Source organism: Pseudoalteromonas piratica (genome assembly GCF_000788395.1).
GTDB classification, from domain to species: domain Bacteria; phylum Pseudomonadota; class Gammaproteobacteria; order Enterobacterales; family Alteromonadaceae; genus Pseudoalteromonas; species Pseudoalteromonas piratica.
In genome coordinates this window covers 1,430,242-1,444,329 of the sequence record NZ_CP009889.1, presented here as the reverse complement: position 1 = coordinate 1,444,329, position 14,088 = coordinate 1,430,242, and the positions used below count along the sequence as shown (strand labels likewise).

At 41.2% G+C, this 14,088-nt stretch carries 12 protein-coding genes; 2 read left to right on the top strand and 10 right to left on the bottom strand.

What is annotated here, in order from left to right; all coding sequences use genetic code 11:
* Positions 1–88 precede the first annotated feature (88 nt).
* The 5 genes from OM33_RS21090 to OM33_RS21070 form a co-directional block, all read right to left on the bottom strand.
* Complete coding sequence (locus tag OM33_RS21090; RefSeq protein ID WP_040136574.1) at positions 89–595, bottom strand: hypothetical protein; 507 nt, start codon at positions 593–595, stop codon at positions 89–91.
* Between the two features lie 34 nt (positions 596–629).
* Positions 630–3,062, bottom strand: a complete 2,433-nt coding sequence (locus OM33_RS21085) for an ABC transporter permease (protein WP_040136572.1) — start codon at positions 3,060–3,062, stop codon at positions 630–632.
* On the bottom strand, positions 3,063–3,764 hold the full coding sequence (locus OM33_RS21080; protein ID WP_040136569.1) for an ABC transporter ATP-binding protein: 702 nt from the start codon (positions 3,762–3,764) through the stop codon (positions 3,063–3,065).
* 9 nt (positions 3,765–3,773) lie between these two features.
* The gene (locus OM33_RS21075) at positions 3,774–5,027 is read right to left on the bottom strand and encodes an efflux RND transporter periplasmic adaptor subunit (RefSeq protein WP_040136567.1); all 1,254 of its coding nucleotides are present in this window, start codon (positions 5,025–5,027) and stop codon (positions 3,774–3,776) included.
* 446 nt (positions 5,028–5,473) lie between these two features.
* The gene (locus OM33_RS21070) at positions 5,474–5,938 is read right to left on the bottom strand and encodes an Lrp/AsnC family transcriptional regulator (protein ID WP_040136565.1); all 465 of its coding nucleotides are present in this window, start codon (positions 5,936–5,938) and stop codon (positions 5,474–5,476) included.
* 137 nt (positions 5,939–6,075) lie between these two features.
* On the opposite strand from OM33_RS21070, the gene OM33_RS21065 reads away from it, so the two are divergent.
* Positions 6,076–7,116 (top strand): zinc-dependent alcohol dehydrogenase family protein, encoded by a 1,041-nt coding sequence (locus OM33_RS21065; protein WP_040136564.1) that lies wholly within the window; start codon positions 6,076–6,078, stop codon positions 7,114–7,116.
* A gap of 17 nt (positions 7,117–7,133) precedes the next feature.
* Positions 7,134–7,409 carry a pyrroline-5-carboxylate reductase dimerization domain-containing protein gene (locus OM33_RS21060; protein WP_040136562.1) on the top strand — a complete coding sequence of 92 codons (276 nt, stop codon included), beginning with the start codon at positions 7,134–7,136 and terminating at the stop codon, positions 7,407–7,409.
* Positions 7,410–7,561: 152 nt separating this feature from the next.
* Here OM33_RS21060 and OM33_RS21055 read toward each other — a convergent pair whose 3' ends face one another.
* The 5 genes from OM33_RS21055 to OM33_RS21035 form a co-directional block, all read right to left on the bottom strand.
* Entirely contained in the window at positions 7,562–8,560 is a 999-nt protein-coding gene (locus tag OM33_RS21055; RefSeq protein ID WP_040136560.1) for an AraC family transcriptional regulator, read from the bottom strand.
* A 35-nt stretch (positions 8,561–8,595) separates the two neighbouring features.
* Positions 8,596–9,369: an SDR family NAD(P)-dependent oxidoreductase gene (locus tag OM33_RS21050; protein ID WP_040136558.1), complete on the bottom strand. Its 774-nt coding sequence runs from the start codon at positions 9,367–9,369 to the stop codon at positions 8,596–8,598.
* Between the two features lie 208 nt (positions 9,370–9,577).
* Positions 9,578–12,022, bottom strand: coding sequence for an ABC transporter permease (locus tag OM33_RS21045; protein WP_040136556.1), 2,445 nt, complete (start codon positions 12,020–12,022; stop codon positions 9,578–9,580).
* A gap of 27 nt (positions 12,023–12,049) precedes the next feature.
* Positions 12,050–12,775 (bottom strand): ABC transporter ATP-binding protein, encoded by a 726-nt coding sequence (locus tag OM33_RS21040; protein ID WP_040136554.1) that lies wholly within the window; start codon positions 12,773–12,775, stop codon positions 12,050–12,052.
* An 11-nt stretch (positions 12,776–12,786) separates the two neighbouring features.
* Positions 12,787–14,034 carry an efflux RND transporter periplasmic adaptor subunit gene (locus OM33_RS21035; protein WP_040136552.1) on the bottom strand — a complete coding sequence of 416 codons (1,248 nt, stop codon included), beginning with the start codon at positions 14,032–14,034 and terminating at the stop codon, positions 12,787–12,789.
* Between the last annotated feature and the right edge of the window lie 54 nt (positions 14,035–14,088).

Genomic DNA, 14,088 nt, shown 5'->3' with positions numbered 1-14,088 from the left:
ATTAGCTGGTCATTTAACTCGCTAGAATGATCAAATGATTAATTAAGTTGGTATAAGGAGTACGGGGTACTCCTTGAGGTTAATTAGCTTATTCGATATGTGTTACAGTGACATTCGCATTGGCCATTTTTTTAGGATCAACATCCAGTACCAGCCAAAGCACATCTTTGTTTTGCACTTTTGATAAGACGTGTTCAATATCTTTGCGCTGCTTTTTACTATCTTCAAACCAATCTACATAACTTTCAACAACGATAATCTCCTGTTTAAAGTCATCTAAATTGATTGCAGCGCCATCAGCTGTGGTAATCCCTTTAAGGTGGCTAGTGAATTTATTTTCGCCTTTATTAGTTATCACTGATAACCCTTTAAGCATATTAACTTTTAATTCTTCATCTGCTTTATTTGTGCCATATAACAATACGCCTTGCTTGTTAAATACTTTAACTTGAGGCATAGAAAGTGTTTTTTCCAAGAACATACGTTGAAATAACACTTCTTCCGCTACCGACAGCGTTTGTTTTTCGATTGCGGCAGATACATTTAATGATGTCATCATTAACAGTGTTACGAGTGTGATAAGCTTTGTTCTCATGCTTTTTCCTTTTGCGTTTAAGTATAAATAGAGTTTATTGTTCACGTTTAAGCGCGCTCATAGGTGCGTCATTTACCACCTGAGTAACGGGTTTAATAATTGCTATCAATGTGGTGAGTATCATGGCAATAATCATTGGTGCTAAATAACCGACCTGTAAATAGCCAAATAAAGAGAAGTGAGCCGCATTAGCTTGGATAATGAGGGTGGCTAAAGCAACACCAGAAAACATGCCAAATGAAAGCGGTTTTATATTTTCAAGCAGCATCATTTTAAGTAAATGTACTTTTTTGGCGCCCAGTGCCATTCGAATACCAAATTCAAAATGGCGCATTTTTGCGCTGTAGTTAACGATACCCCACACGCCAATCGCAGCTAACAACAATGTTAGCAAGCAGAATGAAGCCGCCAAAATAGCTGTCGTCTTGGCTAAATGTACTTCTTCTTCTAAAACGTCTTGTAAGCTTTGTAGTGAAGTAATGCTAAATGCACTGGTAGGTGAATTGATAATGCTATCAATATTGCTGAAATTAAAATGTTTTGACTTTCCATGATAAATATTTAATACGATTTGCTCTGATGGCAGCATGTCGCCATTGATTTTGTTATAGGGAACAATCACCAATTCATTGCCTAATTGAGATCGTAAATAACGTGCTCGAAAGGTGTCTTTTATCACGCCAACCAATTTGTAAGGGCGGCCTGTAACAAACACAGAATCGCCAATAGCCCAGTTTTCACCGAGTAAAAGACGCGCACTACTTTGATTGAGAATAACTTCATAAGTTGCTTCAGCACTGTTCTGACTAAAGGTTGAGCCTTTAATAAACTCAATACCAAGCACATCAAAGAAATTAGGCTGAGCTTTATTTACAGACAGCATATACTCCGCTGAGTCAATGCTTTTTTGTACCGGAAAAACAACGCCCGCCATAATAACAGGGCTTGAATTACTTAAAGCCACATTAGTTACTTCAGGTAATTGCCTTATTTGTTCTATTACTGCAGGCAACGCACTGGCCAATTCACCTTTTGACAAGGCCTTATTCTTTCTCTCAAGTGTAAGAATTGCTCTTTGTTCGGTGTTAAACCCGGTCACTTTTTCAAGCTCTGTGAGTGACTTTTGCAAAAAGAGTGATGAAAAGCACAGTAGCATCGACACAAGTGCAGATTGCCCTAATAACAGTGCTACTCGTGAGCGCGCTGAATTTTGTTTTCCGCCACCTTTTCCTGAGGTTTGCATTTGCTGGTTGAGCGAGGCGTTACGTGATAACCAAAAGGGGATATACGAAAAGAATAATGCTAACAAACAACAAATTAGCATTGAGAAAAGCAAGGTATAGCTGTCTATGGATAGTTGGTTTAAACGCGGTAATGAATCACTGCCAATAAATTTAATCAGTTCGATAGCCCATACTGCAATTAATAACGCCATGATGCCGGAGGCAAACGATAACAAAGAGCTTTCCATCAGCAGTTTGTTAAACAGTTGCTTGTGTTTTGCTCCCACAGCAACATGAATTGCGAAGTCTTGTTTCGATTCGACAGAGCGCGCAATAAATAGATTCGATAGGTTTGCGCAGGCAACCAGTAACAGCATCAATGCGCCTAACAATAAAAGCAAAGAAAGGCGGTCAGAATCGCCAATAATCGCCTCTCGCAAAGGCGTAACATGCGCTTTTAGTGTGCCAAAGCTTAACAATGGATTATTTATTTCCGTTTTTAATTTATTTGCAAGGCTTTGAACGTCATTAAGGTAAGATGTGTGGTTGTTAGCATTCCCTTTCGCAATGATACTGGCGTCACCTTCAGAAATGTTTTTATTGCCAAACAAATCCGCATTGCTGTAATCCAGAGGAAGGTACAATTGAGGCTGTTCTGAGGCTAAATTATCAGGTGATAGCACCCCTTTTTTCAGTACGCCGACAACAGAAAAAAAAGTGCCGTCAATGTTGATTTGACGGCCAATGATCGCCGGAGAAGCAGAAAATTTTTCTTGCCATAACTGGTAAGACAATACCGTTGATGGCGTAAAGTTATTTAGTTTTTCATTGTGGTTAAAGGCTCTACCATGGGTTGTTGCAAGGCCTAATTGGTCAAAATAGCTGGCTGATACAAAGGCTGTTTCTAACTTAAATAACTGGTGTTGCAGTTCTAATGTTCGGGTTTCACCGACATAAAGAGAAGCGCTTTCAAAGCTCGTTTGGTTTTCCACAAAGCGTCTTTTTAACACGGGCAGTGAAGGAAAGGTTTTGCCTGCAAAGTCTAACTTAAAGTCGACAACATATTGTTGCTGTGCATCTTTAAATGGCAAGCTTTGTAGTAACAACAAGCTATTTAAGCTAAACACACTGATCACAGTCGCCATGGATAAGGCTAAGGTAATCACAACGGTTAATACAAATTGTGGCCGTTTTGTCAGTGCGCGCATGGCTACGCGCAGTTCCATTAACCAATATGCACTCATTTAAGCAACTTCCATATTTTGAATAGACCCTAAAACTTTACCGTCAAACAAATCAATTCGGCGTTTTGCTTGATTAGCATAGCGAGCATCATGCGTCACCATGCATAAGGTTGTGCCTTGGTTGTTTAAGTCGCTAAGCATTGCCATCACAATGTCGCCATTGTGCGAGTCCAAATTCCCTGTTGGTTCATCAATTAATAAAATGGAAGGAGACATAACCAATGCTCTGGCAATCGCAACACGTTGCTGTTGCCCGCCAGAAAGTTGCGTTGGGAAATGATTAAGTCGATGACGCATTTCGACTTTGTCTAACGCTTCAACGGCTGCTTTTTTAGCACCTGCTCCTTTGCTTGCACTGTAATACAATGGCAGGGCAACATTTTCCCACACGGTTAACTCATCAATAAGGTTAAATGACTGAAATATAAATCCAATTTCTTTATTTCTTACCTCAGCTAGCTGATCAGTATTGAGCTTATTCACATCAATGCCATTGAGTAGGTAGCTGCCAGATGTGGCTTTATCCATCAATCCTAAAATCGATAACAAGGTTGACTTACCACAACCCGATGGCCCAGTAATCGCAACGTAATCACCTTGGTTTATTGAAAGATTAATATTATCTACCGCGGTTGTGGTCATATCTTGAGTAATAAACTTGCGGGTAATATTCGTTAACTCAATTACGCTTTTATTATTCATCTTCTTCCCTTAATTAATCAGTGCGATTTGTTTGTAGTTTTGCCATTGCTGCATATCGGAAATCACCAGTTGTTGGTTAGCTTCTACGCCATTTAGCACTTCAATATACTGGCCTGCAATACGGCCAAATGACACAGTGGTTGCCTCTGCGATTTGCTCTCCATCATCTACTAAAAACATGTCCACTTTTGAATGGCTGGCGATATTGGCAGGTGTTTCAACATACAATGCGTCAGAGATGACATTTGAGGTGATAAACCCTTGAATATTGATCTCTGGGCGGGCGCTTTTTGGTAATGGTTGTTCAATTTTAGCTTCAATCGTGACATAACCATTTGTCACAACTGGGTCAATTCGGCTGACAACCGCTGAAACAGGTTGCATAGCAACGGTTAACATTACAGGGTTTCCTAATGCAATTTCGGCGGCATGGCTTTGCGGTAATTTGAGCTCTGCATCAAGGTTACTCACACTACCAACTTCTGCGAGTTTGCTACCTGCGACAATGTTTTCGCCCAGCTCAACTGGTAAGCGCTGTAATACACCGTCGATGTTAGAGCGTACAATTAATGATTCTTTATTTTTAAGTTGTAAACTCAACTGACTTTGAGCAAGTTTAACTAATTCTTTTTCAACAGATAATCGAGTCTGGTTAATGGCTTTTAAATGATTAATACGTTGCTCAGCAATGGCAAGACGCACTTCAAGTTGCTCAACCGTAATTGCTGAGGTTTGAATTTGTAATTTTGAAATTGTGCCACTGTTTTCTAGGTTTTTCTCAGCCGTGTATTGCAAGCGCGCCGATTTAAGTTCGGCTTTTAATAACGCAATATTAGATTGATGTTGGAGTTGTTGGTCTTGTAGCTCTATCTCTAGTTTTTTTAACTTCGTATTGGCTTGGTGTAATGCTAATTGAGCAGCTTCAACCTTCTGGTTTAGTTCAGGATTCACAAGTTCGAGAATGATGCTGTCTTTATTCACTTGCGCACCGGGCTTGAGGTGAATTTTCTCAACTGTAGCAGCAACCGGCGTGGTCAATATACGCGTATCCTGTGAAATCAGCTTGCCATATGTATTGATTACAAGCGGTAAATCCCCACGTTTAACCGACTTAATATTGATATGATCACGCTGTACACCAACGTTATAGGATGATTTAAGCCAAATAATTAATGTCAGTAGCGCGAAGGCAAAAATAGCGAATAACTTTGTGTTTTTTAGTTTATTCAACCAAGGTTTTTCGGAATGCGTCATAACATCCATGTGCTGTCCTTGTTAATGTATTTATTAAAACCAATAACAAAAACCATGCCATTTGTTAAGTGTTTGTTTTTATGCGCTTTTAATTTTTATACAGACTGCTTTTTTGTGTGTTTTTGCGCGAAAATGGAATGCGTGTTCGAAAATGAAATTGACAAAATTCAGCTATTTACAGGGTAAAACACTAAAAGTTAATGAGATAGCAAGTGTATTAACGATATTTTTTATTCGGCGATGAATGTATTTGTTGAGATAACAAAACCTCATTTTTTAAGTCTTTTTAAAGGTAAGCTTGTTTAAACTGAGTGATTAAACATAAAGACAAAGCATCTGCTCTAAGACGTATTTAGTCTGCATGCGGATTTACAATCTAAATAGAGGGGGCAATGGTCAGATATTGCAGTAGCTGACCATTGCCACTATTGAAAGGAGCACTCTGTTGGCGGATTTTAGTTAATGGGCAATCGTGATGATGATTTTATTTCTTTTAATGAGATGCTTGAACGTATGCTCGATACACCTGAAAGCTTTCGCAACACGTTATCAATGAAGGCGCTGTAATCATCCAGATCCTTTGCAACAACTTGCAGTAAAAAATCAGCATCACCTGTCATGTTGTAGCATGCCAGAACACTATCACAGGCGAGGATCATTTGTTCGAAGTCTTTGGTGGTTTTTTCATCATGTTCTATATAGGTCAATTGCACGAACGCCATAACACCAAAACCCACTTTACGGCGATTCAGATTTGCCTGGTAATCTTCTATATACCCCTGTTCTTCTAGCCGTTTTATACGTCGCCAACAAGGGGTTTCACTTAGCGATAATGTACTAGCAATCTTAGCGCTCGAAAGCCGACCATTTGATTGCAGTAGTTCCAAAATGCGTTTATCTGTCTTATCTAGCTCGCTCAATGGAGGACTCTTTCTATTTCAATTGTCTAAATAAAAGACTATTTCAAAATCAGCGTTTTTTCAATTCAAAATAGCAAGGTAATTTCAGCGCTATTACGTAAAGTAGCAAGTGTGCAAGTAACTAATGTGAGGTGATTATGAAAGCCGTTGTTTATGAAAACTTTGTCCAAGCGCCGCAAATAATGAATGTGGCAGATCCAACGCCAAAAAATCATGGTGTGGTGGTAAAAGTAGAGGCGACAGGTGTTTGTCGCAGTGATTGGCATGGCTGGATGGGACATGATCCAGGGATAGAATTACCGCACGTACCGGGTCATGAATTTGCGGGCACTATTGCCGCCGTTGGCAGAGATGTCACGCAATTTAAAGTGGGCGATCGCGTAACTGTACCCTTTATATATGCGTGTGGTGCGTGCTCACACTGTCATTCGGGTAATCAACAGGTGTGCAGTAGTCAAACTCAGCCTGGTTTTACTCAGTGGGGTTCTTTTGCCGAATATGTGGGAGTTGATCATGCCAATGTTAACTTAGTTGCTTTGCCTGAAAGCATGGATTTTGTTACTGCGGCCAGTTTAGGCTGTCGCTTTGTCACGTCTTTTCGCGCTGTAGTCGATCAAGGTCAAGTCACTGCTGGCAACTGGATTGCTGTGCACGGTTGTGGTGGTGTTGGGTTATCGGCTGTGATGATTGCAAACGCCATTGGCGCAAATGTCATTGCAGTTGATATAGATGATGATGCCCTTTCACTCGCGCGAAGTCTAGGTGCTGTTGCAACCATCAATGCTAATCAAGTCGATGATGTGCCATTAGCGATTAAAGATTTGACCAAAGGTGGTGTGCATGTCTCGCTTGATGCATTAGGTCATCCAATAACGTGTGTGAATTCAATTAACAGTTTACGTACACTCGGTAAGCATATTCAGGTGGGGCTGCTGCTCGCTGATCAGGCTAACCCAAGCATTCCAATGGATAAAGTGATCGCTCATGAGCTTGAGATTATTGGCAGTCATGGCATGCAGGCGCACCGTTACGATGCCATGTTAGCAATGATTTTATCCGGTAAGCTGCAACCTGAGAGACTATTAGGGAAAACGATCACGCTTGCACAATCAATAGACGTGTTAACCCAACTGGATAAGAACAATACACCAGGTGTAACTGTAATCACCCAATTTTAATGTAGAGAAGTATTACAATGCGCAATGAAACTGGACAAGACCATTTTACTGTGGTCACTCAGAACAAGCCTGATTACGAATTTTCTATACTCGTTGAACAATTGGTGAACTCGGGTGTTAAATCAGGTTTAACAGATGAAATGGCAACTCAATTGGCATATCAAACTGTACTTGGCGCAGCACACTTTTTACCTTTTGAGATAGGTGAATCAGTTGATTTAGCGCTTTCAATTAAGCTGCAAATGTTTATAAAAGAGTACCTAGATGCACACTGTTCTATTCAATCAGAGTAAGCGGTTTGCATCTAGGTGATTGTTAATTAAATTTTATAAAACTCAAAATCTCTAACGACAAAAGGGCGCTATGTCAGGGTTTTATCCATAACAGGAAAAGTTTGTTTGTGCGAAAACGAGTGCTATTTCTCAAGCGCACCAATTGTCACATTTTAGTGATTTGCAGTGCTTCGTATCTGTGAGGGCGAACACCCTGTCCAACTGTTATATGCGCGTACAAATGAGTTGTATTCATGAAAACCCAATAAAAAAGAGACTTCTTGCATTGGTAAATTGGTTTGAGTGAGATAGTGCGCAGCAAGTTCCTGTCTTACGTTTTGTAATACAGATTGAAAGCTCTGATTTTCGCTTGCGAGTTTGCGCTGTAATGTACGTTTACTCATTGCCATATGTTTTGCTACAAAATCAGCACTGCTTTCACCTTGCGGTAATGAGCCAACTAAAACAGCGGCTACTTTTTCTGAGAGTGAATCGTCACTTTGTATAGCATCTAGTTTCTTTTGCAGCTCACCATCAAACAGTGCCAACATAGCCTGATTATCGGTTAGAAAGGGGGTGGCGGCATCCTTTGCTGAAAAGCTAATTTGTGCATTTTCACCTTGAGAAATCTCGCAACCAAAAAAAGCTTCATACTTAGCTAATGATTTTGGCAGCAAAGGCAGTACTACTTTTTGAGCGGGTATTCGCTCTCGGGTTGCAAGACGCGCTAATTGCGTAAAAAATATCATTTCAACTAAATTAAGCGTTTTGGGTAATTCACCCTTATGGCCGTAACAACCTAGGGTGAGCGTGGTTGATGACGCATCTTGTTTAATATCTAACGTTAAAGGACCGATTAACGGTTTGTAGTCACGTAAACGCGCCAGAGCAGCATTCAGATCAGTACTGCACAATGCAGCATAAATAGGCACGTCACACGATTCGAGGCTGATCACTTCCGCAACTTTAAGTGGCATTTCATCATTGTTAGACACCGCTTCAATGCCGTGCCATAAGTCAAAGTACTGGGACGGTGTCAGTTGGACTTTATTTTGCTCAAATAATTGTTGAGGCAAGCCTGCATGTGCCAGCACTTCATGCAGAGATATACCAAGGTCATTGAATAGTACTTTCCAATTGGGTGGAATGGTAAATTTGCTTGCTCGTTTCATAATGTGATCCGCTAGATAAAAATTACATCAATTGCTTATTTTTCCATAAATTGGCGCGACATGTTTAATACCATTTTACGTGGTAGCAATGGGATGATCCAATTTATCAAAAACTTAAGTGACGATTCGTTAAAGGTGACTAATTCGCCTTTTTGCATACCTTTGTAACCATATTCGGCAACAGAACGTGCTGATTTGGCATTTTTCCAAGCATCTAATCCATCAAGGTTTCCCGCTGCGACAAAGCCAGTATCAACAGTGCCTGGGCATAACGCGGTGACTGTAATATTGTGATGTTTAACCTCTTCAGCAAGGGCTTGGCTAAACGAGGTAACATAGGCTTTGGTTGCGTAATATACCGCTTGCAGAGGGCCAGGCATAAACGATGCAGTTGAAGATACGTTCAGTATTTTACCATTATCTCGCGCTATCATACCTTGCAAATATAAATGGGTTAAGCTGGTGAGTGTCATCATATTTAATTGCATCATGGCGAGATCGTCTGCCAGCGTTCGCTCTACAAACTTACCATGTCCGCCAAAACCAGCGTTGTTGATTAAAATATCGATGTTTAAACCAAGCGAAGTTGTGCGTTCAAATACTTGTTGTGCTGATTCAGGTAATGATAAGTCGGCGCTAATAACGTGAACGCTAACACCATGTTTCGTTTCGAGAGTGTGCTTTAATTCTGTAAGTTTATTTTCAGAACGTGCCACAATGACTAAATCATCCCCATTCTCAGCGTGAATATGTGCCAGCTCTAAACCGATGCCATTGGATGCGCCTGTAATAAGTACTGTGTTTTTCATCGTTATGCCCTTGTATTGAATGTGCTTGGTGTGGGGATATATTAGGGAAAAATGCACAGCGACAGTTAATCATAACGTGCCAACGACATATCAATTCGTGCCAAATTGGTCTCGTGATTTAAATACAGATTGAAATAATGCATTGTGTTACAAAACGAGTAATGAGGTACGTATGCACCTCATTATTGGTTATCTAAGGACCTAAGCGTTACACAAAGTCACCGCGTAGAGATGCCATCACTGGGCGCGTGATATATTGCCTAAGTGGGATATAGCAGGCTAACAGCGAAATAACTGTCACTATGGCTAACGTGGAAATTAAATTAGCAATCAGGGCTGCAGTTAAATATTGCATGACACTCGTATTAAACACAATCATGATACCTAGTAGCACCAATAATCCGAGGCAAATACCGAATACAATTACCATCACGTTATCACTAATAATCAGGCGTATGATGTCTTTCCCTTTGGCACCAATTGCTAAATGGGTGGCAATTTCACTGCGTCGCATTTGGCCAACATAGCTTAAAATACCGTACAAACCGATAAAGGTAAGCAATACGCTAATTAAGGTTATGGCGAGTGTTACAACAAGCGCTAACTGATAAGCAAACAAGCGTTTTTGTTTAAGTGCAGCTACTTTTTCAAATTTAAAAATTCTGAAAATAGGCGACACATTGGCAAGTGTGGAAACAAGGGTTTGCTTGTTTAATGACTGACCATCTTTTAAACGTATCGTCATATTAAACGCATCGTTTAGCGGACGATAGACCCAAGGTAGCACAGATGTTTCCCCTGGTATTTTTAAATTAGATACAACGCCTGTCACCACAAAAAACTGATCGCTATTGGCATCGGTGCCAAACGATAAACGCTTACCAAGTGCACTGCCATTTGGTGCAAGCATTTCAGCAAGCTGTTGATTAATAATCAACTGTTGTACTTTGTCTTTCACCATGGTTTCGCTAAATAACTCTCCCTCGAGTAGGCGTTGCCCCGACATCGCAAAGTAGTTGCTATCGATGTTGCGACCAATAGGAGTGACACGCTGCAAAGAATCAAGCTCAAGCAACGACCAGCTATTTGGCGAAAACGTAAGTGGCGAACTTGCGCGACTGACCTTTTCTACTTGTGGCAGTTCTTCGAGAGATTGCTTTAATTGATTAAGTAGCACATCGCGTTCGGCAAAGCTTGGTAAGTTATCGGCATACATAAGCAGTTGTAAGCTCAATAGGCTATCGGCATGCATTCCATCGTCATAGGTGACTTGCTGATAAGCGCGTAACCCTATGGTGCTTGCACTAAAAATAAGTACTGTGGCAATGGCTATTTGGCTTATCATAAGCGCTTTTCGTGTGATTTGAGATACCTGAGCTGTACTGCCTTTACCACTGCTGATAAGGCCTTGATTCAATGATTTATAGTTAAGCGATCGTGTGCCAATAAACGAAAACAGCAAGGCAACCAACAAGCCAATAATTGTTGCGGCGATTAAAGTAAAACCACCAATATCTAATTCATCTAGGCGCGGTAAAATACTGGCTAAATGCTGTTGTAAAAGCGCACAGCCGAAATAACTCACAGCAATTGCCACCACAAGTGATAAGGCCGTAAGTATGCTGTTGTCGATAAACAATAGTTTAAAAATAGAATTAGGCTTAGCACCAAGGCTTGCATGAATCGACAAGGTATAGTGGCTCTCAGCTAAACGAGAAAGCAGCAGGTTAGTGATATTCATTAACGCAACGACGACTAAAAACACCACACTCGCCAGCAATAAATACACAGCGCGTTTTGTATCACCAATAATTTTATCTGCGAAAGAGTGTAGCTTGGCTTCTACATGCCAACCTTTAAAGTAATCTGCATCGGCAACCTGTTCGCGCCATTTTGTATTAATGTATCTTGAGCTTTTTTCTTCAGCTTGGTACTGATTAAGACTGTTATCAAGCGTACCTATGATAGAGCGGTAATGTGCACGGCTCCACCAGGTTTCTCTTTGACGTTTGCTGCTTGGGTTTGCATCCCAAGGTAGAAAAACATCTGACTGATAGCCAACTTCTTTAAGTGCTGGCTCAACAAATCGCTTGCTCAATACACCAACAACTTTAAAGTGTTTGTTACGGGTGCTGATTGTTGTGCCCAGAATATCTTCTTTACCAGCAAATAATTGCTGCCAGGTAGCAAAACTAATCACGGCAACTTCGGCATGACTGTTTAAGCCTTCTTCTTTTGAAAAGTAGCGCCCCTTGGCCATTGTTGCGCCCAGTAAATCAAACCACTCAGGCGTAATGTAACTTGCATTTATTAATGGCTCATCATCATGCGACACCATTGTGGATACGCCATAGTCAACAAGCGCTGCATTTGAGAAGATGCCTTGTTGTTGATAGAAATCAATTAAGCTTGGGTAATTAAAGCCACTTACATTGTGTTTGCCCGAGCTATCAAATTGTTGTAACTCTATTTGATAAAGCGCGTCTTGGCTTGGGTAAGGTAAAGGCTTAACCAGCATGGCATACACAAGCGTTAACACAGTTAAAAGCACCCCTAATGCCAGACCAAGAGATGCAACTACACTGAGAACAAAAGTCGGCTTTTGTTTTAAATTCAGTGCGGCTTGTTTTAGTTGATAAAATGATAAATCCATATAAAAGCTCCCAATACTGAATCTTAGTTACACTGCGATTTTTGCTTTTGGCGCTTCTAACACCATGCCATCAAGTAGCTGAATTTTCGTTTCAGCCAAATCTGCGTAACGTGGGTCGTGAGTCACCATGCAAATGGTGGTTCCCGCTTTATGAAGCTCGGCCAGTACTTCAATTACCTTGTCACCACTTTTTGAATCAAGGTTACCGGTTGGCTCATCCACTAACAAAATAGCGGGCTGTGCAACCAAGGCTCGAGCGATTGCAACACGCTGTTGCTGACCGCCTGAAAGTTGATTTGGTTTATGATCAACACGGTGACTTAATCCAACTTGCTCAAGGCACGCCAGTACACGTTGCTTTATGGTTGCTTTGTTTGGCTTATCCGCATGATAGCGAAGCGGCAACGCAACGTTATCAAACACCGACAGCTCGTCGATTAGGTTAAACGATTGGAAAATAAAGCCGATGGTCGAATTTCTTAATTCTGCCGCTTGATCTAGCGAAAGTTGGCTCACATCATGCCCTTGAATAAAGTATTCGCCTGATGTTGGCATATCTAATAAACCCATGATCGACAACAAGGTTGATTTACCACAGCCTGATGGGCCTGAAATAGACACATAATCACCTTTTTTGATTTCAAGGTTGATGCTTTTAAGTGCATGGGTTTCCATGGCTTCAGTTTCAAATACCTTGGCAATATTGCGCATGGTGAGTACGGTTTCATTTTTTTGCGTGCTAGAAAATGTCATTTGGCAATCCCTTATTCAAGTGTAATGTGTTGTGATTTATAGTTATTTAGATCAGAGATGATCACTTGTTCACCGCGCGATGCGCCGTGTGTAATTTCGATGTAACGGCCTGCTTTTTTGCCGGTTTTAACTGACGTGCGTGCTGCCAGCAAGGCACCTTGGTCAAGCTTATATAAATTGGCTTCAGTGTGTGCATTGAGTTTTGCTGGGCGTTCGATGTAAAGCACATTGCTGAGTGTTTCAATGGTAATCTGTGCGTCAATCGTTTGCTCGGGGCGTGCACTGGCACTCAATGCTTCTGTTAGCGAAATTTCCACTTCAACTGTGTTATCAATCACCACAGGATCAATGCGACTCACAAGGCCTGCAATCGTATCACTTCGGGTATCGACCGATACACTTTGACCCACTTTAAGCTTAGGCGCTTGATGTTGTGGCACGCGAACTAGTGCAATTAAATCACTGATGCTACCGATAAGCGCTACTTCCTGGCCAGCAGTAAGGCTTTGCCCTAGTTGCACAGGCAAATGCTGAATAACACCGTCAATGCCTGCTTTTACATTGAGTTGCTCAACTCGTTGCTTTGCGATATTGAGTTGCCCACCTAATTGTTTGATGCGTTCTTGTTGAATGTTAATGGCTTCTTGGTGCACGTGTGAAAGCTGCGAAAGGCGCGCCTTAAAGAGGTTCATACGCTTTAATAGCTGTGATTCATTTAACGCGGTTTGCTTATAGGTAAATTCAGCGACAATGCCTTTTTCAAGCAATTTGTACTCGGCTTCGCGGCGCAATTTAGCGGTTTCAAACTCGGCTTCAATTGCGGTTAAAAGCGCCTGCTCATTAAGCATTTCGCGCTGCTGGTTTACTCGCAGTTGGCGTAAGTTGGCATTGAGTTGCGCTAATTCTTGCTCGGCGTTTAACAGTGCATGATGGAGCTCCGGGCTTGCCAGTTTAACAATCACAGTATCACGGGTTACGTGCGAGCCGGGTTTAAGTATTATTTCTTCTACCGTGGCGCGGCTGTGGGCGGTTATCAGTTTCAAACTATTTGACGTAAGTTTGCCGTAGCCCTCTACAGTGACGGCTAAATCACCTTGTTGAACTGTGCTTAACAGGATTTCATTTTTCTTAAGCGTTACCTGATGCGAGTTTGTGTACATAAAGCCCAGTAATGCGCTTGCGACGAATACCAAAGCCATCAGTTTAAACCACCCTGTTGTATAAAAGGCTGACGCTTTTTTTGTTTTTAATACATCCACTTATAAAACTCACCATCACTAGTGCACTGTTTGTTATTGAAGAAGTCTTCGACG

Coding starts and splice junctions, on each gene's coding strand:
- OM33_RS21065 (WP_040136564.1), top strand. CDS start 6,076: ATGAAAGCCGTTGTTTATGAAAACTTTGTCCAAGCGCCGCAAATAATG.
- OM33_RS21090 (WP_040136574.1), bottom strand. CDS start 595: ATGAGAACAAAGCTTATCACACTCGTAACACTGTTAATGATGACATCA.
- OM33_RS21085 (WP_040136572.1), bottom strand. CDS start 3,062: ATGAGTGCATATTGGTTAATGGAACTGCGCGTAGCCATGCGCGCACTG.
- OM33_RS21045 (WP_040136556.1), bottom strand. CDS start 12,022: ATGGATTTATCATTTTATCAACTAAAACAAGCCGCACTGAATTTAAAA.
- OM33_RS21080 (WP_040136569.1), bottom strand. CDS start 3,764: ATGAATAATAAAAGCGTAATTGAGTTAACGAATATTACCCGCAAGTTT.
- OM33_RS21075 (WP_040136567.1), bottom strand. CDS start 5,027: ATGGATGTTATGACGCATTCCGAAAAACCTTGGTTGAATAAACTAAAA.
- OM33_RS21050 (WP_040136558.1), bottom strand. CDS start 9,369: ATGAAAAACACAGTACTTATTACAGGCGCATCCAATGGCATCGGTTTA.
- OM33_RS21055 (WP_040136560.1), bottom strand. CDS start 8,560: ATGAAACGAGCAAGCAAATTTACCATTCCACCCAATTGGAAAGTACTA.
- OM33_RS21060 (WP_040136562.1), top strand. CDS start 7,134: ATGCGCAATGAAACTGGACAAGACCATTTTACTGTGGTCACTCAGAAC.
- OM33_RS21040 (WP_040136554.1), bottom strand. CDS start 12,775: ATGACATTTTCTAGCACGCAAAAAAATGAAACCGTACTCACCATGCGC.